This window comes from Paraneptunicella aestuarii, assembly GCF_019900845.1.
GTDB lineage: Bacteria > Pseudomonadota > Gammaproteobacteria > Enterobacterales > Alteromonadaceae > Paraneptunicella > Paraneptunicella aestuarii.
The window spans coordinates 3,945,950-3,967,799 of sequence record NZ_CP074570.1 but is presented as its reverse complement, the minus strand read 5'-3'; the positions used below and the strand labels follow the sequence as shown (position 1 = coordinate 3,967,799).

Sequence of the window (21,850 nt, the reverse complement as noted above, 5' to 3'; positions counted from 1 at the left end):
CTTTGGGGAATGGAGATAAGGCCACGAGCGTGGCCTTTTTCTCTTTAGATGAGATTTGTTGCTATCTTCTTCGGATAAACAGAATGCTCATCAACAAAATAATCAACAGGCTGCCAATTGCCCAGGGCTGAAATGCACTCTGCAAAGCGGCTTCGAAGGCGAGAAAATCTGGATAGCCGGTTTGCCACAATACCCAGTGATAGCCGATGGTGGATGCCAATGTTTTATTGCCGGATGCCAGAACTATAACCGCATCGCCCGTTTCCGGGTTGATTCGAACCGCGCTATTGATTGCCGGTTCGTTACTGCCATCGTGTCCATAAACATAATCACCACTGGCTGTTGGTGCATATAACATGACGCCTAATCCCCAAATATCAGCGCCTAGTTTGTGGCCAAGAGGAGTTCGCATGCTATCAATCGTATTCTTGCTTATTGCACCGTTCTGTTGTGCTGGATGTATGTTGGCTTGCACAAATCGGGTTAAATCGGCGATAGAAGAGGAAAGCCCTGTGGCTGCGCTGGAGGCATATTGATACATCTCCGATGGGTTGCCTTCCTGGTCGTAGAAATTCGAAATATTCTCGTGAGAACCGATGAAATCATAGTTTGAACGTTGCATGGATAAGGGGGCGAACACGGCTTGTTGCATGTATTCAGCAAACCCTTGTTGAGTGACTTCTTCGATAAGTAATTGCAGGATCAAATAGCCGCCGCCAGAGTAAATCCATTCTTCGCCAACCGGAACGCCAAGCGTTATCTTAACTTGTTTTCCGCTGCTTGCTTTAGGTTGGTTAAGGGATTCAATCAAAGAAGGCATGGTTTCGTTTGGTCGATAATCTGCAAACCCTAGTTTGTCGGTTAAGCCTGATGTGTGGCTAAGCAGATGACGAACCGTAACTTTTTCTGAACCAAACTCACTACTGGGTAGACTCCAGCGGGTCAGGTAGTTGGAAATCGGTTGGTCGAGGTCAATTTTCCCTTGTTCTATTAACTTCATCACGCCGTAAGCGGTCATCCATTTACTGAACGATGCCGTTGGAAACAGGGAATTTCTATCAATATGCTGGTCTTTACTGACGAAATATTCTTTTGCCACTTCGCCGTTTTCTATCAAGGCAAATGCGATATTTCCCTTGGTATTTTGTTCTATCAGTTCCACGGTTGAAGAGAAGAATTGTTCTGCATCATTAGGGGGAGCGATGGGTTTCAACCACCAACCTGATAGCCCTCCATAGACTGAAATTACTGACCAAATGAGGATGAACAGGCATACGCCTGCGATTTTCTTTACATATTCCATTGTGTTAAACGCTTATTTTTGATTACTACTTCTTTAGGACAACTACTGATTGGAGGTGTTATGAGCTTTATGTTCTTCACTTCCAATATGATTAAACATGTCTCTGATTTGAACTACCTGATCAGGGAAGCGCCATTCTTTCGGCGAGGTAATAAATGGATCAACCAGTTGAATACTGACGACTTCAAATTGTGCCCAATCAGGAACCGGGAACTTTTGTACTTTGCCACCAAAATCATCGTCCAGTTCGCAGGCATAGAAACGAAATCCTTTCGGGCTTGTACCCAGATACTCACCTACTTCTACGTTGAAACCGGTTTCTTCCCAGGTTTCTCTGTGCGCGGTGCATTGCGCAGATTCACCTACAATCATATTGCCGCCTGGAATATCGAATTTGCTACTTTTTCGATTGGTCAGGCTTAGAATGCGGTCTCCAACTCGAACAATACATCCTGCATTTGAGGATATATCTTCATAAAAATCCTGATTGATTCGGCACATGGGTTCCGAGGGGGAATCTCCTGAACAGGCTGAGAGTAGGAATACGCTGGCTAGGATTGTAAGGTATCGCAAAATAGAAGTGCTACATCTTTGTTTTTCCTGATATTAAACTGGAATTTTGCTTTAAGTGCAAATGAGATATTGCCATTCTCTGGTTAAATTGGTTTGACCACTAAATTGCTACTCAGAATTATCAGCCGCCCACGGTTATGCACGCTTATCTTGATAATGTTCAGGCTGTTTCACTTTCTGTTTCCGAAGGCTTCTCTGATAAGGCCGAGGTAATCGCTTCCAGTAAAGCTTTAAGCGTAATGGGCTTAAGTAATAAACGTTTTATGCCAATTTTTTTAGCTCGTTTTTCATCCATTTGTTCAGAGAAGCCAGTCAGCATGATGATCGGCAGAGTAGGGCAAATTTTACGGGTTTTGGCACACAGCTCAGCACCCGTCATCACTTTCATATCATAGTCGGAGAGCAGAAGATCAATGCTTTCGTGGTGAGTTTGAATATATTCCCATGCCTTTTCAGGCTGATTGAAGGTGGTGACTTGAAATTTCTTCTGACTCAGGATTTGTCCCCATACTTCGGTGATTGTATGTTCATCATCAACCATAACAATATGTGGGTTCCCAAGTCCTATGATATCTACCACCTTATTGTTTTCCTTTTCTTTTGTGGCTTGGGAGAAGGTACTCATTGGGAAAGACAGAATAAATTCAGTACCTTCTTTTTCCTGGCTTTCGACTTTTATCTCTACACTATGAGCACGCAAAATACCGGTGACCACCGATAACCCTAAACCAGTTCCTTTGCCTTTTTCCTTTGTGGTGAAGAAGGGGTCGAAAACATGCGCCAGAGAGGCTTTTGGAATACCGCAGCCGTTGTCTTTAAATCTCAGTTGAACCAGTATTTGCCCTTCGAGGTTGGTAACATTGCTCATTTCGATGGTTACCATACCATTTTTACGATGTATCGACTGAATTGCGTGGAAAGCGTTAGTCATCAGGTTCACAAATACCTGTTGCAATTGTGATGCATTGCCCAGAACGCTATCGAGTTCTGTTTGCAGGTTTTGCTGAATTGTGATGTTGGCTGGCAACATTGGTTCAACCATTGCCACGGATTCTTTTAATACATCCGACAGGTGCAGGTTTTCAAAATCAGGCGAATCCATGCGACTGTACGATAATATTTTGTTGGTTAAGTCCGATGCCCGATTACAGGATTTAATAATGCCTTCCAGGCGTTCCGACAAGTCATGTATGGGCTTACTTTCTGTGAGCTGTTCAAGCTGGGAGATATAAATGGTACTCAGTTCAGCATTACCCATAATCGAAGCGAGAATGTTGTTAAAGTCGTGCGCCATGCCGCCTGCCAGCGTTCCCATCGCTTCCATTTTTTGCGACTGAACAAGCTGTGAGTGCAAGGATTTACTCTCGGAAATATCTTGTACAGAGAAGATCAGACCGCGAATTTCACCTTGCTGGTCGTGGAATATCGAGATGTTTTGCAGCACAGGAAAACGCACGTTTTCTTTGTTAATGTGCTCGGTTTCAAAGGTGACTGAACCGGTTTTTTTGGCCACTTCAATGTAGCTTTTAATGGTGTTGAATACATCATCGGGGTAGAACTGTTTGGCATGCATGTCGACCAGTTCGTTGAGCTCAAAACCGTGCAATTTGGCAAAAGCCGGATTGGCTAATGACAAGTTCATGCTTTCACCTTCGGAAATGGCAATACCCCAGTCTGCCGCATAGAACACGGTTTTCCACTTGGTCAGTTCCTGCTCGTAGTTCTTTTGAGCGGTAATATCTTGCATGATGTGAATATAGTGCTGTACTTCGCCTGTATTGCCCTTAATCTGGTGAATGTTGAGCAAAACCCAATGGGGAGAGCCATTGTGGTCGTAGTGAACCTGTTGAACACTGGCACTACCTTCAATTTCCAGCTGTACTTCCAGGCGTTTAATGTCTTCTTTGCTGGTATCGGGAGGGGTGAGTAAATCGAAGGCGTTTTTGTCGAAAACATTGCTTAACGACAGGCCATATTGGGTTAAAAAGCTTTCGTTAGCCCATTCAATTTGTTGTTTGTCATTACAAATTAACACCATGTCATCGGTGTTCTCTGCCACCATCGCCAGTTTTTCAATTTCGGTTATAAAGTGCTGATTTTCAGTGATTTTCTTTCTTAATTCCTGTAAGGCGCTGGTAATTCTTCGCTGCATTTGAAAGGTTGAGTCAGACAGTTGCTGGATTTCCTTAAATGGATAGGTTTCGTTATCAAGATTCACCGTTAATCCCGGATTATCCCGCCATGCTCTAATGCGATCATTTAACCGGGAAATGGGAACCGAGATGCGATTCGCCAGGAAGGTGGCCAGGGCAATGGTGAGCAGCATGCCTCCAATAATCGTGGCGATAGACTGTTTTATGCTTTCGTTGGCTTGTTCCAAAATGCTTTGTTGTGACAAAAATACAAATAGATACCAATTAACCTTGCTACCGTGATTCAGGTTAAAGATGCCGAGTTGGTAAGGTTTGCCGTCAATTTCAATGGATTGAATATGAGGTTCTTCATTAAGAGGCTGCAAGTAATTATCTTTAAATACTTCCATCCCGGATTGAATAACTGCATCCTGACTGGTATTGGCATTGATTTGAGCGATGTTGCCGTTGTTGAAAATATAGGGACGATAAAGGGTTGAACTACCGATTAAGGCACCATTTGGTTCTATGATGAAAGCGCTACCTGTGCGGCTTTTAAATAAGTCACGTAGGAAGTCGCCGAGATTATCCAGGAACAGGTTATTGCCAATGACCCCTGTGACCTGATTTTTGTCATCGGTGACGCGGATACTGTTAGGTAAGGCAAGGGTGGGGAAAGCGTAGTAGGAAAAGACTTCCCCCCAACCATTCGAGGCATTAATGCTGGCATCTTTATACCAAGGAGTATGAGTAGCGTAGAAATCGGGTGCTTTTTCTATGGTATTAGACGCTTTAAGCTGTTTATCCAGGCGATCAAAATGAATGCTGAAATTGGTTTCTTCATTGGCGTACATATGAACCAGGTTGTCCCCAAAACGAGCATAACCAGTGAACCAGTTATCTCTGGAACTGTAATACACTGCATCGACTCCCTTAAATGACACAAGTTGATTGAGCATCAGGGCATTAATTTGTTCGGGGTTTTCCTGTGGTGGATATTTCTTGATGAAGTCGCGGTTTGCTTCGTTAAGCTGTTCTGGAACGATGAGACGATGATTGATTTCTGTCATTATCATCTGATTCGTATCCAGCATGATCTCTCGCATTTGGTTTTCGATTGAAACCTCATTACTGCGAATAGATTGTATTCCGACTAATAACGAAAACGTTAAAATGAGTATGCTGAATGGAAGAATTAATATGTTTCTTAATTTTAGTGGTTTCATTCTCAATGCGTCACATCTATCTCTTACCAAGATTGTGCTTAATACCAACCTTAAGTTTAGGATATATTTAAATTTATTGCGCTTTTTGAGCTATCTGTCTGAATATTTTTTAGAAAGTGAGAGAGGGATACATTTAAATCGCTGTAGTTTCCGACTCTACGACGATATTTCTATTTTGTTGAAGGGGGATTTCGTAGGATTTTGGGGGCATAATAAAAAAGACGACCTTGAGGCCGTCTTTTAGATAGGTACATTGATTTGCGTTTTTTTACTCGTCCAGGAAGCTACGTAGTTGCTCTGAACGGCTTGGATGACGCAATTTACGTAATGCTTTTGCTTCAATTTGACGAATACGCTCACGAGTAACGTCGAACTGTTTACCCACTTCTTCCAAAGTGTGGTCAGTGTTCATGTCGATACCAAAGCGCATGCGCAATACTTTTGCTTCTCTTGCGGTCAAACCAGCCAATACATCTTGTGTTGCCAGTTTCAGGTTGTGGCCTGTAGCTGAATCCAACGGTTGGACAATGGTATTGTCCTCAATGAAATCACCTAAATGCGAATCTTCATCATCACCGATTGGTGTCTCCATTGAAATAGGTTCTTTCGCGATTTTAAGCACTTTACGGATTTTGTCTTCTGGCATCATCATGCGCTCAGACAATTCCTCAGGTGTGGGTTCACGACCGATTTCCTGCAGCATTTGACGAGAAATACGGTTCAACTTGTTGATAGTTTCAATCATATGAACCGGAATACGAATAGTACGAGCCTGATCCGCAATGGAACGAGTAATCGCCTGACGGATCCACCATGTTGCATAGGTTGAGAACTTGTAACCGCGACGGTATTCAAACTTGTCTACGGCTTTCATCAAACCGATGTTACCTTCCTGAATCAAATCCAGGAATTGCAAACCTCTGTTGGTGTATTTCTTGGCAATGGAGATAACCAAACGTAAGTTGGCTTCAACCATTTCCTTTTTAGCACGACGAGCTTTCGCTTCACCGATAGACATACGACGGTTAATGTCTTTGATGTCTTCTATACACAGGCCGGTTTCTTCTTCCACCTGATTGATTTTGCTGATGCAACGTTCAATTTCTTCTTGAAGACTTTCCAGCATTTCGGAAAATTCAGCACCAGAAGAAATCGCTGCTCTTAGCCAATCAGTCGATGTTTCGTTGCCTGCAAACATCTGGATGAAATCTTTTTTCGGCATTTTCGCGTTGGCTACACAGAATTTCATAACCAAACGCTCTTGTACACGAACGCGATCCATCATGTCGCGCATATTACGCACCATGCGGTCGAACTGTTTTGGAACCAGACGAAATTCTTTGAAGATATCGCTTAATTCTGCAATTTCTTTCTTCGCATCATTATGAGAACGACCTTTGCTTGAAATCACAGAGCGTGTTTTATCGTACTGAACTCTCAATTGTGAGAACTTCACTCTCGCGACTTCAGGATCTATGCTGTTATCTTCTTCTTCTTCGTTGTTGTCGTCATCCTCGTCCTCATCATCATCTTCGTCATCCAAATCTTTTTGTGATAACTCAGAGCCGATATGAGTGGCCGTTGGAGCGAGATCCTGTTCTTCATTTGGATCAATGAAGCCCAGAATAATATCGCTTAGACGAATTTCTTCCGCTTCGTATAGATCCCACTGATCCAGCAAATAAGTAATTGCTTCAGGGTATTCAGCAACAGAGCATTGAACCTGATTGATACCATCTTCAATACGTTTGGCTATTTCAATTTCCCCTTCTCGGGTCAATAGCTCAACCGTACCCATTTCACGCATATACATGCGTACCGGGTCAGTGGTGCGTCCGATTTCGCTTTCAACCGTAGCTAAAGCTTGTGCTGCAGCTTCTGCCACTTCTTCGTCAGTGGTAGTCTCTTGCATCAACAATTCATCGGCATCAGGCGCATTTTCAAATACCTGAATACCCATGTCGTTGATCATTCTGATAATGTCTTCAATCTGGTCTGAATCGACAATATCTTGTGGAAGGTGGTCATTGACCTCTGAAAATGTGAGATAACCTTGCTCTTTGCCTTTAGCAATGAGGAGTTTTATCTGAGACTGCTTGCTTGCCATATACTTCCGCGACCAATTAATATAGAACCAGCCCCTCTGGGCACTCGACTTCTTAATTCTGTTGCATTTTTATAAGTGCATCCTGTTGTGATAAAGCGCTATAACAGGATAACAACCAACAAAATAACCCTAGTTAGCAACGTAAAACTTTTGCTGCTCATATGCACACAGAATCGACCATTATAGCAGAAAAATTACAGCGCATTCTACGTTTTGTTGATATGGGATTTAGAGTAGATTTTTCAAGTCATTATCTTTCGTTGAATCCTATGTTTGTTTGAATATTATTCAGGCAAATGTACGCAATAGTGAACACTTGCTTGTTTTAGACTAATTCAGAACAATTCTGAGCATAGGTTTTAATGTTAGCAGAACATCTTTCATTGGTTGTGTTTACTTAGCAAAGTGAGCTCTTTTTTCTCATCCTGACTGATTTGGCCTATGCGGGCTTTAGAAAGTAGTTCTTCCATTCGACCCTTTAAGTGCCAGTCAATCAATCGCTTGAAGCTGTCCCGGTAAACGGTTGTCATGGCTTTTGAGCGAACGGCGTGATCCCATGCAATGAGTTTCCCTAAAGCTTTCGAGAATCGGTGAGTGCGAAAATGTTCAAGAATTTGCGCGGTTGAGTAATCCGGGTTTTGCAAGCAAAGCGATAGCATTTCTATGAGCATTTCCAAATTGCCTACATTGAGCCCCTTTAAAGCATCAGGGGTAATTTCCGGACATTGTTTTGCTAGTGATGGTTTATCCATTAGCAGGCGAAGCATCATTCTGCCGGGAGAAAAACTAGGAGCTTGCGGTGTTTGATAGCCAAGTTTGGCAACACCTTGTTGAGCGTTAGCTAGTTCGGTGTCTTTACGAATTTTATGTTTGTCCCATTCGCCGGTAAGTTCGCTTAAGGCTTCTTCCAGCAGCTGCTTTTGGTATTCCCCTGGAATTTGGGAAATAAGTGGCTCAGCCTCTGCTTTTAACGAGGCTTTGCCTTCGGAAGTGGCGACAGAATGACGTTGTAGCAGGTTATCGAAGATAAACTTCGATAGAGGAACCGCTTTTTCTTCCATTAATTGCTCAAAGGCCTCTTTGCCAATGCGACGAACCATCGTATCCGGATCTTCACCATCAGGTAGAAACAGGAATTTCATATGCACGCCGTCTTTTAACTGGGGCAAAGCGTTAACCAAAGCACGCCAAGCGGCATCACGCCCGGCACGGTCTCCGTCATAACAACAGATCACTTGTTTGGTGGCGCGAAATAGCATTTGAATATGCTCTGGCGTGGTTGCAGTTCCCAATGCCGCGACCGCATAGCTAATGCCAAACTGAGCCAGTGCGATAACGTCCATATAGCCTTCTACAACCAGCACCCTTTCCAGCTTTCTGTTTTGTTGCCTAGCTTGATAAAAGCCATAAAGCTCACTGCCTTTATGGAAAATACGAGTTTCCGGGGAGTTAAGATATTTCGGGCTGCCATCGCCCATGACTCGACCACCAAAACCAATGACTCGACCACGTTTATCGCGAATAGGGAACATAATGCGATCCCGGAAAAAGTCGAAGCGTCGTTGCTGATCATTTTCCGTGATCATTTTTAAATCCAGCAATTGTTGCTGTCTTTCTGGTGTTTGTCCGAAGGTTTTTAAAATGGCGTCCCACTCGTTAGGGGCGTAGCCAATATTATATTGTTTGACGATTTCGCCGCTTAATCCTCGGCCTTTCAGATATTCGATTGCCCCGGAGTCTTGCCCTTTTTGTTTCAACTGAGATTCAAAAAAGCGGCTGGCTTTTTCCATGATTTGAAAATCATCTTCCAGTTGAGAACGGTTAGCTTGCTGTTGTGGCGAATTGCTAAAACTGCCTTGCTCACGAGGCACTTCCAAGTGGTGATATCTCGCTAGTTCTTCTACTGCTTCCGGGAATTCCAAACGCTCATATTCAATTAAAAACGAGATGGCATTGCCATGTGCGCCACAGCCAAAGCAATGATAGAACTGCTTGTCCTGGCTTACGGTGAATGATGGCGATTTTTCATTATGGAAGGGGCAGCATGCCTGATAGTTTCTCCCTGCTTTTTTTAGAGGGACGAAACCATCGATCAACTCAACAATGTCGGTACGAGCAAGTAAATCATCAATAAAATTACGTGGAATTCTGCCAGACATTTATTAACCCCGACTCGGGATAAGGAAGAGCTTTGATACGGCTATTTTTGGCGACTTCTTCGTTAAATTTACTTGCAATAGACTTGCTATTGACGCGTAAATTTGCCTCAAATTCGCTAAAAAGTATCTCATCTCAAAGTATTCTATAGGGCTGTATCTGAACATTAAAAAATAATTCTTTTTATAACAAATAGTTAACTATTTTCATCACTACTTATTATCCCGAGTTGAGGTTAATTAAGCCAAATCAGGAGTTAATACACTAACTATTGCTACAAGACTAAAGCGAGTCATTATAGAGAATAAATTCTGCAAAATGCACGGGTTAAATGTCGTCGAGGTAAGAGTGTCATTCTGGGGAAGAAATAACGGGGGAATTCCACTTGATATACAAGAGAATAAAAATCTTGTTTTGATGGAAAACCCCGAAATTGGCTGGACGCCAACCTGTATAAACTAGCCGTTTAGTTTGGCTTTAATTTGCCCGCTTAGTTTGCCCATGTCTGCACGACCTTGCACTTTAGGTTTAAGCCAAGCCATGACTTTCCCCATATCTTGCATACCGCTTGCGCCACTCTCTGAAATGGCTTGGGCGATTAAGTCTTGCAGCTCTTGATCGGACAAGGGCTCAGGTAAGAATTCTTGTATAACTTCCAGTTCTGCTTGCTCTTGGTCGACTAAATCTTGACGGTCGGCCTTTTTAAATTGTGCGATGGAATCGTGACGTTGCTTAACCATTTTGGTTAGCAAAGCGATGACATCTTCATCTGTCAGCTCTTCACGAGTATCAACTTCACGTTGCTTCACCTCTGCCAAAGCAAGGCGGATTGTACCAAGACGAATTTTGTCTTTGGCGCGCATCGCATCTTTTTGAGCTTCTTTTAATGTCGTAATTAGAGACATTGGATAGCAATAACCTTTAATTTAACAATGTTGCACAACGGCTAGCTGAGAGATAGCCGCTTAGTACAATTTAATTCTACGAGCGTTTTCGCGAGCAAGTTTTTTCAGATGACGCTTTTTAGCTGCTGCTTTTTTACGCTTACGTTCCCATGTAGGTTTTTCAAAAAACTCACGGCGACGTACTTCTGACAATACACCTGCTTTTTCGCAAGAACGTTTGAAACGGCGCAATGCTACGTCAAACGGCTCGTTTTCTCTGACTTTAACTATTGGCATTAATCTCTCACTTCAATAATGAATTCTATTAATTCAAATTTAACGGTTAAAAAATAACCTGGGTCTTTAAAATGGTGCGCAATTCTAATCATATCCTCAGACAAAGTAAAGTTTGAGTAAGGAAATAATTCCCTGTTGTGCCGCTTGTTTGAACAAATGTTGTTCAGATGTTGTCCTGAAAGGAATGGCTATGGATTTTCTCTGCTGCTTTCGGGCGTTCCCGTGATGAAATCTATTTGGGGAAACAGGCCAAATTTGGGTAGAATGCCGCCATCTAAATTGGCATATCTTCCATCATGAAAATTGCCATACAACTAAACTGTAAATAGACAACCAAAAAGAGAGTATAGACAACTTCATGCGAGTATTGGGAATTGAAACCTCTTGTGATGAAACCGGAGTCGCCGTTTATGATTGCGAACAAGGTTTATTAAGCCACGCTTTATATAGCCAGGTAAAACTCCATGCAGATTATGGTGGTGTTGTGCCTGAACTGGCATCAAGAGACCATATTCGCAAGCTGGTTCCGTTGGTGCAAAAGGCATTAGCGGAAGCTAACTGCGTTGCGTCGGATATCGACGGTATTGCTTATACTCGAGGCCCCGGTTTAGTTGGCGCTTTGTTGGTTGGTTCTTCATTTGCACGCAGTTTGTCTTTTGGCTGGAATGTTCCTGCTATCGGTGTTCACCACATGGAAGGGCATTTGCTTGCCCCTATGCTGGATGATCCTGCTCCCGAATTCCCTTTTGTTGCCTTGCTGGTTTCTGGTGGGCATTCCATGATGGTTCGAGTGGACGGCATCGGCGAATATGAAACCTTGGGCGAAACATTGGATGATGCAGCAGGCGAAGCGTTTGATAAAACAGCCAAGTTGCTTGGTCTGGATTATCCCGGCGGCCCCGTGTTAGCGAAAATGGCTGAACAAGGTACTCCGGGGCGCTTTGTCTTTCCTCGTCCTATGACGGATCGCCCTGGTTTGGATTTCAGCTTTAGCGGTCTTAAAACCTTTGCGGCGAACACCATTAAAGCTGTGGAATCAGAAAATGCTTCTGAAGGACTTACAGAACAAGATAAGGCTGATATTGCGCTGGCATTTCAAACTGCAGTGGTTGAAACCTTGGCGATTAAATGTCGCAGAGCTTTGCAGCATACCGGCTTGAAACGATTGGTGATTGCCGGTGGCGTAGGTGCTAATTCGGCGTTACGTTCAGAACTCAAAGCCATGACCAGAAAGCTACAAGGTCAGGTGTATTATCCTCGTTTGGAGTTCTGTACTGATAATGGCGCCATGATCGCTTTTGCTGGCGCGCAACGTTTAAAAGCGGGGCAGTGTGGTGACATTAGCGAGCAGGTTCAGCCTCGCTGGTCTCTGGACAGTTTGCCTGGTCTTTAATTCACATAAGCATATATAAGCGGGACTATTCTTCTTTATAAAGAGGCTACTCTTCTTTTTTAATGTCGAATCGAGGTTCTGTTCCTGCCAATAAATTTTGAATGTTGGATTTGTGGCGCAGCATAATTAACACGCTTATCACCAAAATTGCTGGCAAAAAAGTAGGTGAGTACAAGTAGCCCAGAACAGGGGCGCTTATTGCTCCTGTTATTGATGCTAATGAGCTGTATCTAAAAATGCCAAAGGTAAGGATCCAGATCCCCACTAATCCACTGGCAACCGTCATGGATAATGGCATTAATACACCCAAAGCCGTGGCAACGCCTTTACCGCCTTTGAAACCATAAAACAGCGGGAACATGTGCCCCACAATCGCGGCGGTGGCAACGGCGTTCACAACAAAATCTGGTTGCTGCAATACGAGAGCGATAATTACCGGAACCGCGCCTTTGGCGACATCAAACAAAAGAGTGAACAGGGCTGGCCATTTGCCACCTGTTCTCAGCATATTGGTGGCACCTGGGTTGCCTGAACCAAACTCGCGAGGATCAGGCAAAGGCATCAGTTGACCAATTAACAATGCACCAATAATGGAGCCTGCAAGGTATCCCATACAAATAAGAAGTACACTAAGTGCTGTCATGTTCTTTGACCCATCCAATAAAACAGGTACACTGCCCCGGTTTTTGATATGACCTTCAGGTGTACTTTACCTCAATAATTGTCATATCTATCCCAATCAAAAACTAAAGGTATCACCTTAATGGATAAAATTCATATCGAAGGTTTACAGTTATTTGCTGTTATTGGTGTATATGATTGGGAACGACTATCTCCTCAAAAACTGATTGTTGATGTTGTGTTGCACATTTCCCTTGAACAGGCGGCGATGACCGACTCCTTGGAAGACACCGTCGATTATGCTCAGGTTGCCGGTGATTTAGAAACTCTGACCAACACCTGCCAGCCCAAGTTACTAGAACATTTGGCCGGCAAGATGTGCCAACTTATTCTGGAAAACTACCCGGTTCAGACCGTTGAGATTAAACTCAGTAAGCCAGACATTTTGGCTAAGGCGAATAATGTTGCAGTGCAAATGGTTCGCAGCAAACTCGCAACGGAAAAATGAACCTTCACACAATTACACACATACACCTTTAATATCACTCAGAGAAAAGCGTAAGAATGAATCAAATTTACATCAGTCTGGGTAGCAACATTGAGCGTGAAAAACATACGCGTTCAGGGTTAGATGCTTTGCAGGCTGCTTTTGGCGAACTGCAAGTAAGTCCTGTTTACGAAAGTGAAGCGGTTGGTTTTGACGGTAGTGCTTTCTATAACCTGGTTGTTGGAGCCCAAACCGACATGCAACTGGAAGACATTTGTCGCCTTCTAAAACAAATAGAGCGAGACAATGGTCGAGTGACTTCTGAAAAGAAATTCGCACCCAGAACATTAGATTTAGATTTGCTGCTGTTTAATGACCAGGTTGTTGATGAGCCTATTGTGTTACCCAGAGCTGAAGTGCTGTATAACGCGTTTGTGCTTTTGCCGTTGGCTGACATCATTCCTGAATCTGTTCACCCTGTTGCAGGCAAGACCTATCAAGCGCTATGGAATGCATTCGACAATCCTTCTCAAAAGCTTTGGCAAGTTGAGTTCAAGTGGCCTTGAACAGCAAAGATTTAAACAGGAAAAGATAATAATAGGAAAAAGTCGTGACGTTATTTGAAATTATCATCTTGGCAATCATTCAGGGATTGACCGAATTTCTCCCCATTTCCAGTTCCGCACACTTATTGTTACCCAATATTATCCTTGGCTGGAAAGAACAAGGGCTGGCTTTTGATGTTGCCGTTCATGTTGGTAGCCTTGCTGCCGTTGTGATTTATTTCCGACGTGACCTAATCAAAATGGCGTATGCCTGGTTTGGGCAATTAGCCGGGGCAGAAGCGACTCATGAAAGCAGAATGGCATGGTGGTTAATTGCCGCTACTTTACCCGCCGTTGTTATCGGATTTTTGGCAAAAGGTTTAATTGAACATTACGCCAGATCCGGTTGGGTGATTGCCTTCACAACTATTTTCTTCGGATTGTTATTGTTATGGGCAGACCGAACCGCAAAGCAAACCCGGAATATAAAAGAGCTGGGATGGAAAGGCGCTTTATTAATTGGTGTGTTTCAGGTTTTAGCATTAATTCCGGGAACATCTCGTTCGGGAATTACCATGACTGCAGGGTTAATGATTGGCCTGGATCGTTATAGCGCTGCACGATTTTCTTTTATGTTATCTATTCCAGTTATAATTGGCGCAGGCACATTATTAACGTTGGATTTACTCTCCGAACCTTCCCTTGTTGATTGGTCAGCTATTCTATATGGCAGTATTTTGTCGTTTGTAAGTGCTTACCTTTGTATCTACTTCTTCCTTTCCTGGATAGGCCGAATTGGTATGTTGCCGTTCGTGATTTATCGTCTTTTCCTTGGCATACTGTTACTGATTCTGTTGATTTAATAACCGGCTTCGAATGCGCTAAAAATTCGGGGCTATTTTCTAAACGTTTTTTGTAGTAGGGTGTTTTTTTTCTAATTTTCTAAGAAAAAGGGTGCCCTTTGTTATTTTTATTTTCAAAGGAAGAGGTATGTCAGAAACCATTTTTACAAAAATAATAAATAGAGAAATTCCGGCTGATATTATTTATGAAGATGACTTAGCCATCGCATTTAATGATATTAATCCTCAAGCACCAGTACACTTTTTGGTTATCCCGAAAAAGCCCATCGCTACGATTAATGATATCGCAGAGGAAGACAGAGAAGTTGTAGGGCATTTGCACTTTGTTGCGGCAAAAATTGCTAACGAAAAAGGCTTTGCTGAAGAAGGCTTTCGCGTCGTAATGAATTGCAATAAGTTCGGTGGTCAAACTGTTTATCACATTCACTTGCATGTGTTAGCTGGAAAGCCGTTAGGCTGGCCTCCGTATCAAGAAGGACTAAAAATCGAGTAACCGAATAACTCGGTGACCTTCATATCAATACATGATTGTCACAATAGGAATTATTGATTTTCCTGGTTAGTAGAGTCCACTTAGACTCAAAAACACGTGAGAAGAAGCAGGCTTGGCTGGCTTAGCTAGCCAAGTGTAGGACTATTGATAAGACTCTCGGAGGAAAGTACCCGATGTCGACAATTTTTGTAGTGAATGAATCTCCAGGCATTGCGCCGCAAGATGCTACTACGGCTACTGAACGGCGTTGCGCTGCAACACCGGCAACCGTAAAAAAGCTCAAGCTTGCCAATGCTAGTATCTTGGTTGAACGTGGTGCGGGGACACTATCTGGATACCAGGACTCTGAGTATGAAGAGGCTGGGGCTCAACTGGTCGATGACCGGGCGGCGGCTATACAGTCTGCTGACATTATTTTATATGTGAGTAGACCTACAGCGTCTGATGTAGAGGCACTTAGTGCCGGTAAACTGGTTATTGGACACCTTGACCCATTCTTCCAGCAACCACTCATAGAACAATTAACCGCGAAAAACGTGTCGTTGCTCAGTATGGAAATGATCCCAAGAACAACACGCTCGCAAAAAATGGATGCACTGAGCTCCCAAACTAACCTTGCCGGTTACGTCATGGTGATGGAAGCGGTACAACAACTACCTACCATCCTTCCCATGATGATGACGCCATCAGGTACGATCAAACCTGCCAAAGTATTCATTATCGGCGCGGGCGTTGCTGGCTTGCAGGCTATTGCGACGGCTAAGCGTCTGGGCGCTAGCGTGCTTGCTTTTGATACTCGTGAAGTGGTGGCTGAACAGGTTGAATCGCTAGGTGCGAAATTCTTGAAAATTAATCTCGGTGAGACTGGGCAAACCAAGGATGGTTACGCCAACGCGCTTACCGAAGAACAAATGCAGAAGCAGAAAGATGGGCAAAAACAGGCTATCGCCGAGTCTGATATTGTCATTACCACTGCTCAGTTGTTTGGTCGTAAACCCCCTGTAATAGTTACCAAAGATATGCTTGCTGAAATGAAGCCCGGCAGTGTTGTTGTGGATATGGCAGCAGAAAACGGTGGTAACGTTGAAGGTTCCGAAGGCGGCAAAGTCGTGGATGTTAATGGTGTGAAAGTGGTTGGTACAGGTAACTGGGCTAATCAGGTTTCTACCGACGCTAGCGCCATGTATTCCAACAACGTATTCAATCTACTGGATGAATATTGGGACAAGGAAAAAGGTGATTTCCTGTTGGATTTTGAGGATGACATCCTCACTGCCTGTGTGATTGCACACGACGGTTCAGTTCGCAGTGAGATGCTGCAAAAGCATTATCAAGCTTAATTAGGGGGTTCGCAAAATGGAAACTATTTACCTGTTATTTATCGTGGTATTAGCGGCCTTTTTAGGATTTGAATTGATCCGTAAAGTGCCTGCCACACTCCATACCCCTTTGATGTCGGGAGCTAACGCAATTTCCGGGATCACGCTTGTTGGGGCGTTGATTTCATCTGGCTCGGGTAACGATACCCTAACCACCATTATCGGCACGGCAGCCGTTGCTTTGGCAACGATTAACGTGGTGGGTGGCTACATGGTAACAGACCGCATGCTGGCGATGTTTAAAAAGAAATCTGGCTCCAAGAAGCCGGGCAGCGGCGCATAAGGAGTAGTTCACGATGTCAAATGAAATACTGATTAATGCGGTTTACATTGTTGCTGCATGTTTATTTATTCTGGGGTTAAAGCTGCTTAGCCACCCATCCACTTCCCGTAAGGGAAACATGGTTTCAGCCGTGGGTATGTTCCTGGCGGTAGTCATTACTTTGATTCATAAAGATATCATTGAATATCAATGGATCATTGCCGGCATTATTGTTGGTGGTGCGGTTGGAGCGGTTTTTGCCAAACGTGTTGAAATGACAGCGATGCCAGAATTGGTGTCATTGTTTAACGGCTTTGGCGGCTTGGCGAGTTTGGCTGTTGGCTGGACGACCGTTATCGAACTGGCTAATCCTGATGTTGCTGATATGGCGGCGGCAGTTACGGGTGGCGGAACCAATACCAGCTTGCTGTTAAGTATTGCCTATATTTCTATTCTCATTGGTGGTATCACTTTCTCGGGAAGTGTGATCGCCTGGGCCAAATTGGGCGAGAGAATGACCACAGGCGCGATTACCTTTAAAGGCCAAAACTGGGTCAATATCAGCTTTATTGTTGATTTCTTTGTTGTCGGTTACTTGTTGGTACAAAACCCACAGGATCCAATGTGGATTTACGCAGCCATCGCGGTTTCCATCATGTTCGGCGTTCTGGCGGTTATCCCAATCGGTGGCGCAGATATGCCAGTGGTTATCTCGCTATTAAACAGTTACTCAGGTATTGCAGCGACCGCAGCAGGTTTTGCTATCGGTAACAACATCCTGATTGTAGCGGGTTTGTTAGTAGGAGCCAGCGGTATCATTCTGACCAACATCATGTGTAAAGCCATGAACCGTTCGTTGATGAATGTATTGCTATCCGGTTTCAGCAAGCCAGTTGACAGCACCATGAAAATCGAAGGCGAACTGAAAGCCATGACACCTGATGACGCTTTCTATGTATTGGAAGCGGCGCAAAGCGTATTGGTTGTGCCTGGTTATGGTATGGCGGTTGCGCAAGCCCAGCACGCAGTAAAAGAACTGCAAGAGCTGGTGGAAGAAAATGGTGGCGAAGTGGTTTACGGTATTCACCCGGTTGCGGGACGTATGCCCGGGCACATGAACGTACTGCTTGCGGAAGCGGACGTCTCTTACGACTTATTGTTAGAAATGGATGCAGTTAACCAGCGCATGGAAACCTTCGATGTAGCGATTGTTATCGGTGCTAACGACGTTGTTAACCCGGCAGCGAAAGAGATGAAAGGTAGCCCTATTTACGGTATGCCTGTTATTGAAGTAGAACGTGCTCGTACCGTATTTGTACTGAAACGCTCTGCTAACGCGGGTTTTGCTGGTGTAGATAACCCACTGTTCTTCCGCGAAAACACTCGTATGATCTACGGTGACGCGAAAGAAACGCTGAACTCTATCATTCGTGAATTTGGTGATGATTAATCCTTTGTTGATTAATCGCGCTTAAAACGCGTTTTGTCTCTTAAATGAAAAATAGAGACAAAAATAGATATTAAAGAACCGGAGCTTGCTCCGGTTTTTTAATCTTGTTCTTTACTGATATTTTCAAGCTGCTTTCATGGCCTCAACCGCTTTAAGTACCTTGTCTTCATAATAGCTATCAACAACGATTTCAAAGTCGGTATACAGAGCGACAGGTTTTAACACATTGCCGTGGCTTTTTTCTAATCGGATAAATCCCTTTTCAGAAAGTGCTTTGAGTGTATTGGATAAGTTAGATTTTTGTCGACCTGTTAGCAGGGCTAGCTCCGTCAAACTTTCAGGTTTTTCCTTGTTAATCAGCCGAACTAGTTCGATGTTTTTTTCATTTAAAATCTGGCAAATAGCGTTCATTGAGCTATACCAGATTTTGGGTTCGCTTACGTCGATTTGATAAGACCCAGAAGCAATCGCCAGCATTCTATTTCTAACTAACGCTTCTGACATAATGCCAATTCTAGCTTTCATATTTTGCTCCTTTAATTCAAATAATTTAGACATTAGAACGCTCGATATTTGCAATGGTGTTGTCTACCCCTGTGAAAAAATCCTGTAGCAACTGAAAGGCTGAGATAAACTCATAAGGCGTTCCTTTGTCTGTTGCATGGCGATGTTGATGATCATATTCATGCCTTTTTCCACTTACTTTCCCTTTCTTTGGCATTTTTATCCCGTGAGCATTATCTAAGGCGAAAATGCGGGTGTTATGTTTGTTATGAAGTCTCTTGTGGAAAGCCAAGTTATAGCGAATTCCATGAGGAATATGCTTCGACGGGTGCACTTGCCACGCTTCAATTTTCCACCAATAACCGTCTTCTCTATGCATTTCTTCACCTGCAAGAGCGAGCAATGCTTCTAATCCATGGTCAATGCAATACATATTGGTTCATCCCTTACCTTAATGTTGTTATGGCCTGAGTATAACTCAAGGTTTGTAGATTGCAAGAGTGAATGTTTTTTGAGCTGTGTTTAAAAAAATTTCAATTTATTTAACCCCATTGCCAGACCTAATACGTATAAGGAGAAAACACACAAGGAGTTGCTATGCATCAACATGCTATTGATATGAGCTTACCAAGAATTGCGTTAAAGGCTTTGGCGTTTTCTCTGGCTGCGATCACCATAACCTTTCTGTTGTTCGTGCTAATGCAGCAATTGATTACTACGAATGAGCAGTGGGCGGAGCCAATAAAGGATACTCCGATTATTAGTCCGTTCTTTGAAGAGCAAGATTCAGCCGTCGTGGCCAGACCAAAAATTCCTGCTCTACCAGAACCTAAAGTGCAACCTAAAAACATACCTCCGGATATCAGTGATGACGGAAATGATGAAATTTCTGAGCCAACGGATTTTACAATTGATGTGCCGAGGAATACCTATGACACCACCATTGATTTAACCAGTGGTGGCGGGGATGCACGACCCGTGGTACAAATTGAACCTAAGTACCCGGCAAAAGCGGCGCAAAATGGCATTGAAGGCTGGGTAAAACTGATGTTCGATATCAATGCTCAAGGCTTGGTGGAGAATGTCAGAATATTGGATGCTGAACCCAAAAGAGTGTTTGAAGCCGAAGCCAAAAGGGCACTGAAACGCTGGAAATATAAACCCAAAATGGAAAATGGGCGGTCAGTAAAACAAACGGATGTGTTGATACAGTTAGAATTCAACTTGGGCAACAATTAAGGATATTTGTGAGCATTACATTAGCGTTAAAAGGATTCTTTTCCGTACCCATCAGTCAAGAATGGCTGATGGGGCAATATGCCGTGTCGGGCGAAAAGAAGTACCTGGAGCAGCTATTTAATGCTTCAAATCAGGACTTGTACCACTTCCTGTTGACCCTGTCAGATGCCGATTTAGCCAAGGATATTTGTCAAAAATCCTGGCTACGGGTTATCGAACAACGGCACAAATATCGTTCCGATAGTCGCTTTCAACCCTGGTTGTTCACCATCGGGCGCAACTTGCTGGTGGATGAATATCGTAAAACGAATCGCTGGCAAAGCCTTGAAGGGGATGTTGAACATACTCTTTCAGCATCGCCATCGGAATCTCCGTCGGAACAAGTGGCTTTCAAAGGTCAAGAGCTGCAACAGGCATTTAATCAGGCTTTGGCGACATTGCCCTGGCTACAAAGAGAAGCCTTCGTGTTGTATCAAGAAGGATTTGGTGTCGCCGAAATCAGCGAGATTACAGCCGAACCTTATGAAGCTATTAAATCTCGAATTCGTTACGCCAAACAAACCTTAAGCCAGTCGTTGGAGAAATACCGTGAGTAAAGATGTCCACAATCAAAAAGCTCAAGGACAAGAGGCTCAAGAACAAGGCACTCACGATCAAAGCTCTCACGGTCAAGACGAGTTATTAGATCAGCTCTATCAGCAACGTAAGAAGCAAGTGGTTGCGCCAGAGTCGATTAAAACGTCGGTATTTGCTGGATTAAATCGCCGAGACAACAATCAGCAGAAAAATAAGCACGAGCTAATGCAAGAGCTAATACAGGAAATCAATTGGTTCCGCTTACTCTCAGGTGTTACGTTAGCTGCCAGTGTAATGCTGTTTGTTGGCATTATCTCGGTCACAATGCGAGGTTGGAATACTCCCGAAAACATCAAGGTGGTTCAAATTCATTCTATCGACGACACACCGCAACAAACCCCATCCGAACAAATCGGCGTTAACTATCAGGAATATGCCTCAGAATACGCCAACCGAACCGACAACCTGGAACGCTTTCACCGAAAAACCATGCTGCTAACCCACTTCGACCAAGGCTGGGAACTGGAAAACTGCGAAGACACCGTGCTGCAAGTGTCTAATGAGCTGCTGAATATGCTAAGTATGATGAACAGCGAAGAAATGCTAGCCGACACCTTGCCATCAGGAAGTTGGGTAGAAGTTTATCTGGATCAGCATGGGCATATTATGAAGATTATTGAGGCTGAAACGCCGCTGTATTGTAGTGAGTGAGGGTTAGGCAAGGCTAGATCGCAATGTTGTTGATCAATCCTTCTGCAACTTTTTGACCTTTATTTCCCGTTTCAATATAGTTTCGTTTTCTTCTACTTGAGAACATCCATTGTCCAAGACAATCCATCCAGCGCGACTTTATGTGAAAAAGCTAAAGGACATATACGGCGGATACAGGGATTTTTACTTGCTACTTTATGGTCATGAGCCTGAAACCTCGAATGAGCTACAACGGTTTATCAACTATGTTAATCGGGGTAACTACAACTTGGATTTTCTTGAGCTTCTTCTGAAAAATACGGATACGAAAGGCATAACACTTGAAGAGTTCGTATTAGGTACGAAGCAATCTCAGTAAAGTTGTTTGATTTTTATACGTTCCCGTGCATTTTATTAAAAAATCTTGAAAAGTTTATTTTTATCGTTATTCTCTCGCTTTTAGGGTGTTATTCTTACCTTGCAGTGTTCGTGTAAAAGCGTGTAAAACCGCTCAAAAAGAATCTACTTCCAGGTAAGAAGAGGCTTCTGAAACTAGCTGTATTTTGTGCTAAGGCAAAGGTTAAGCATCAGTCTGTTTTAGCTTTTTGTTTCATCATTCATTCAGGTTACTATATTTACCTGTCTTGTTTGCCTTGTGGCATCAAGGCT

The 21,850-nt window shown here is 43.4% G+C and carries 22 protein-coding genes; 12 read left to right on the top strand and 10 right to left on the bottom strand.

Translation table 11 applies throughout. The features are described 5' to 3' along the window. Nucleotides 1-61 precede the first annotated feature (61 nt). The 7 genes from KIH87_RS15300 to rpsU form a co-directional block, all read right to left on the bottom strand. The gene (locus KIH87_RS15300; protein ID WP_232358720.1) at nucleotides 62-1,303 is read right to left on the bottom strand and encodes a serine hydrolase domain-containing protein; all 1,242 of its coding nucleotides are present in this window, start codon (nucleotides 1,301-1,303) and stop codon (nucleotides 62-64) included. Nucleotides 1,304-1,345: 42 nt separating this feature from the next. Further along, nucleotides 1,346-1,804 carry an NUDIX domain-containing protein gene (locus KIH87_RS15295; protein ID WP_232358719.1) on the bottom strand — a complete coding sequence of 153 codons (459 nt, stop codon included), beginning with the start codon at nucleotides 1,802-1,804 and terminating at the stop codon, nucleotides 1,346-1,348. A 232-nt stretch (nucleotides 1,805-2,036) separates the two neighbouring features. Then, nucleotides 2,037-5,102 carry a PAS domain-containing protein gene (locus tag KIH87_RS15290; RefSeq protein WP_232358718.1) on the bottom strand — a complete coding sequence of 1,022 codons (3,066 nt, stop codon included), beginning with the start codon at nucleotides 5,100-5,102 and terminating at the stop codon, nucleotides 2,037-2,039. Nucleotides 5,103-5,502: 400 nt separating this feature from the next. Next, nucleotides 5,503-7,341 carry an RNA polymerase sigma factor RpoD gene (rpoD, locus tag KIH87_RS15285; protein ID WP_232358717.1) on the bottom strand — a complete coding sequence of 613 codons (1,839 nt, stop codon included), beginning with the start codon at nucleotides 7,339-7,341 and terminating at the stop codon, nucleotides 5,503-5,505. Nucleotides 7,342-7,721: 380 nt separating this feature from the next. After that, nucleotides 7,722-9,500, bottom strand: coding sequence for a DNA primase (dnaG, locus tag KIH87_RS15280; protein ID WP_232358716.1), 1,779 nt, complete (start codon nucleotides 9,498-9,500; stop codon nucleotides 7,722-7,724). A gap of 456 nt (nucleotides 9,501-9,956) precedes the next feature. Continuing rightward, on the bottom strand, nucleotides 9,957-10,403 hold the full coding sequence (locus tag KIH87_RS15275) for a GatB/YqeY domain-containing protein (protein WP_232358715.1): 447 nt from the start codon (nucleotides 10,401-10,403) through the stop codon (nucleotides 9,957-9,959). A gap of 60 nt (nucleotides 10,404-10,463) precedes the next feature. Next, nucleotides 10,464-10,679: a 30S ribosomal protein S21 gene (rpsU, locus tag KIH87_RS15270; protein ID WP_008845199.1), complete on the bottom strand. Its 216-nt coding sequence runs from the start codon at nucleotides 10,677-10,679 to the stop codon at nucleotides 10,464-10,466. 358 nt (nucleotides 10,680-11,037) lie between these two features. On the opposite strand from rpsU, the gene tsaD reads away from it, so the two are divergent. Then, a complete protein-coding gene (gene tsaD / locus KIH87_RS15265; protein ID WP_232358714.1) occupies nucleotides 11,038-12,072 on the top strand; it encodes a tRNA (adenosine(37)-N6)-threonylcarbamoyltransferase complex transferase subunit TsaD in 1,035 nt (344 codons plus the stop codon). A 46-nt stretch (nucleotides 12,073-12,118) separates the two neighbouring features. On the opposite strand, the gene plsY is transcribed toward tsaD, so the two are convergent. Further along, complete coding sequence (gene plsY / locus KIH87_RS15260; protein WP_232358713.1) at nucleotides 12,119-12,715, bottom strand: glycerol-3-phosphate 1-O-acyltransferase PlsY; 597 nt, start codon at nucleotides 12,713-12,715, stop codon at nucleotides 12,119-12,121. A 120-nt stretch (nucleotides 12,716-12,835) separates the two neighbouring features. Between plsY and folB the strand changes: the two genes are divergently transcribed. The 7 genes from folB (at nucleotide 12,836) to KIH87_RS15225 (ending at nucleotide 18,172) form a co-directional block, all read left to right on the top strand. Next, nucleotides 12,836-13,201, top strand: coding sequence for a dihydroneopterin aldolase (folB, locus tag KIH87_RS15255; RefSeq protein ID WP_232358712.1), 366 nt, complete (start codon nucleotides 12,836-12,838; stop codon nucleotides 13,199-13,201). A gap of 56 nt (nucleotides 13,202-13,257) precedes the next feature. Continuing rightward, complete coding sequence (folK, locus tag KIH87_RS15250; protein ID WP_232358711.1) at nucleotides 13,258-13,746, top strand: 2-amino-4-hydroxy-6-hydroxymethyldihydropteridine diphosphokinase; 489 nt, start codon at nucleotides 13,258-13,260, stop codon at nucleotides 13,744-13,746. Nucleotides 13,747-13,790: 44 nt separating this feature from the next. Then, nucleotides 13,791-14,588: an undecaprenyl-diphosphate phosphatase gene (locus KIH87_RS15245; RefSeq protein WP_232358710.1), complete on the top strand. Its 798-nt coding sequence runs from the start codon at nucleotides 13,791-13,793 to the stop codon at nucleotides 14,586-14,588. A 127-nt stretch (nucleotides 14,589-14,715) separates the two neighbouring features. After that, the gene (locus tag KIH87_RS15240; protein ID WP_232358709.1) at nucleotides 14,716-15,081 is read left to right on the top strand and encodes a histidine triad nucleotide-binding protein; all 366 of its coding nucleotides are present in this window, start codon (nucleotides 14,716-14,718) and stop codon (nucleotides 15,079-15,081) included. Nucleotides 15,082-15,254: 173 nt separating this feature from the next. Further along, nucleotides 15,255-16,421, top strand: a complete 1,167-nt coding sequence (locus tag KIH87_RS15235) for an NAD(P) transhydrogenase subunit alpha (RefSeq protein ID WP_232358708.1) — start codon at nucleotides 15,255-15,257, stop codon at nucleotides 16,419-16,421. A 16-nt stretch (nucleotides 16,422-16,437) separates the two neighbouring features. Continuing rightward, nucleotides 16,438-16,743 (top strand): NAD(P) transhydrogenase subunit alpha, encoded by a 306-nt coding sequence (locus KIH87_RS15230; RefSeq protein ID WP_232358707.1) that lies wholly within the window; start codon nucleotides 16,438-16,440, stop codon nucleotides 16,741-16,743. Between the two features lie 13 nt (nucleotides 16,744-16,756). Continuing rightward, nucleotides 16,757-18,172, top strand: coding sequence for an NAD(P)(+) transhydrogenase (Re/Si-specific) subunit beta (locus KIH87_RS15225; RefSeq protein WP_232358706.1), 1,416 nt, complete (start codon nucleotides 16,757-16,759; stop codon nucleotides 18,170-18,172). Nucleotides 18,173-18,295: 123 nt separating this feature from the next. On the opposite strand, the gene KIH87_RS15220 is transcribed toward KIH87_RS15225, so the two are convergent. Together KIH87_RS15220 and KIH87_RS15215 are read right to left on the bottom strand one after the other, a co-directional pair. After that, nucleotides 18,296-18,730 carry an HVO_A0114 family putative DNA-binding protein gene (locus KIH87_RS15220; RefSeq protein ID WP_232358705.1) on the bottom strand — a complete coding sequence of 145 codons (435 nt, stop codon included), beginning with the start codon at nucleotides 18,728-18,730 and terminating at the stop codon, nucleotides 18,296-18,298. After that, nucleotides 18,723-19,109, bottom strand: coding sequence for a DUF6516 family protein (locus KIH87_RS15215; RefSeq protein ID WP_232358704.1), 387 nt, complete (start codon nucleotides 19,107-19,109; stop codon nucleotides 18,723-18,725). Before KIH87_RS15215 ends, KIH87_RS15220 begins: the two co-directional genes overlap by 8 nt. Before the next feature lie 164 nt (nucleotides 19,110-19,273). On the opposite strand from KIH87_RS15215, the gene KIH87_RS15210 reads away from it, so the two are divergent. The 4 genes from KIH87_RS15210 (at nucleotide 19,274) to KIH87_RS15195 (ending at nucleotide 21,560) form a co-directional block, all read left to right on the top strand. Beyond that, complete coding sequence (locus KIH87_RS15210) at nucleotides 19,274-19,915, top strand: energy transducer TonB (protein ID WP_232358703.1); 642 nt, start codon at nucleotides 19,274-19,276, stop codon at nucleotides 19,913-19,915. An 8-nt stretch (nucleotides 19,916-19,923) separates the two neighbouring features. Continuing rightward, on the top strand, nucleotides 19,924-20,511 hold the full coding sequence (locus KIH87_RS15205; RefSeq protein WP_232358702.1) for a sigma-70 family RNA polymerase sigma factor: 588 nt from the start codon (nucleotides 19,924-19,926) through the stop codon (nucleotides 20,509-20,511). Further along, nucleotides 20,504-21,202: a hypothetical protein gene (locus KIH87_RS15200; RefSeq protein WP_232358701.1), complete on the top strand. Its 699-nt coding sequence runs from the start codon at nucleotides 20,504-20,506 to the stop codon at nucleotides 21,200-21,202. The genes KIH87_RS15205 and KIH87_RS15200 overlap by 8 nt, the downstream gene beginning before the upstream one ends. Nucleotides 21,203-21,311: 109 nt before the next feature. After that, on the top strand, nucleotides 21,312-21,560 hold the full coding sequence (locus KIH87_RS15195; protein ID WP_232358700.1) for a hypothetical protein: 249 nt from the start codon (nucleotides 21,312-21,314) through the stop codon (nucleotides 21,558-21,560). Nucleotides 21,561-21,850 lie beyond the last annotated feature (290 nt).

Excerpts from the sequence above, each read along its gene's own strand:
- KIH87_RS15295 (WP_232358719.1), bottom strand. The coding sequence starts at position 1,804 with ATGTGCCGAATCAATCAGGATTTTTATGAAGATATATCCTCAAATGCA.
- folB (WP_232358712.1), top strand. The coding sequence starts at position 12,836 with ATGGATAAAATTCATATCGAAGGTTTACAGTTATTTGCTGTTATTGGT.
- KIH87_RS15240 (WP_232358709.1), top strand. The coding sequence starts at position 14,716 with ATGTCAGAAACCATTTTTACAAAAATAATAAATAGAGAAATTCCGGCT.
- folK (WP_232358711.1), top strand. The coding sequence starts at position 13,258 with ATGAATCAAATTTACATCAGTCTGGGTAGCAACATTGAGCGTGAAAAA.
- KIH87_RS15290 (WP_232358718.1), bottom strand. The coding sequence starts at position 5,102 with ATGCTGGATACGAATCAGATGATAATGACAGAAATCAATCATCGTCTC.
- tsaD (WP_232358714.1), top strand. The coding sequence starts at position 11,038 with ATGCGAGTATTGGGAATTGAAACCTCTTGTGATGAAACCGGAGTCGCC.
- KIH87_RS15300 (WP_232358720.1), bottom strand. The coding sequence starts at position 1,303 with ATGGAATATGTAAAGAAAATCGCAGGCGTATGCCTGTTCATCCTCATT.
- KIH87_RS15235 (WP_232358708.1), top strand. The coding sequence starts at position 15,255 with ATGTCGACAATTTTTGTAGTGAATGAATCTCCAGGCATTGCGCCGCAA.
- plsY (WP_232358713.1), bottom strand. The coding sequence starts at position 12,715 with ATGACAGCACTTAGTGTACTTCTTATTTGTATGGGATACCTTGCAGGC.
- rpoD (WP_232358717.1), bottom strand. The coding sequence starts at position 7,341 with ATGGCAAGCAAGCAGTCTCAGATAAAACTCCTCATTGCTAAAGGCAAA.
- dnaG (WP_232358716.1), bottom strand. The coding sequence starts at position 9,500 with ATGTCTGGCAGAATTCCACGTAATTTTATTGATGATTTACTTGCTCGT.
- KIH87_RS15225 (WP_232358706.1), top strand. The coding sequence starts at position 16,757 with ATGTCAAATGAAATACTGATTAATGCGGTTTACATTGTTGCTGCATGT.
- KIH87_RS15220 (WP_232358705.1), bottom strand. The coding sequence starts at position 18,730 with ATGTCTAAATTATTTGAATTAAAGGAGCAAAATATGAAAGCTAGAATT.
- KIH87_RS15230 (WP_232358707.1), top strand. The coding sequence starts at position 16,438 with ATGGAAACTATTTACCTGTTATTTATCGTGGTATTAGCGGCCTTTTTA.
- KIH87_RS15275 (WP_232358715.1), bottom strand. The coding sequence starts at position 10,403 with ATGTCTCTAATTACGACATTAAAAGAAGCTCAAAAAGATGCGATGCGC.
- rpsU (WP_008845199.1), bottom strand. The coding sequence starts at position 10,679 with ATGCCAATAGTTAAAGTCAGAGAAAACGAGCCGTTTGACGTAGCATTG.
- KIH87_RS15215 (WP_232358704.1), bottom strand. The coding sequence starts at position 19,109 with ATGTATTGCATTGACCATGGATTAGAAGCATTGCTCGCTCTTGCAGGT.
- KIH87_RS15210 (WP_232358703.1), top strand. The coding sequence starts at position 19,274 with ATGCATCAACATGCTATTGATATGAGCTTACCAAGAATTGCGTTAAAG.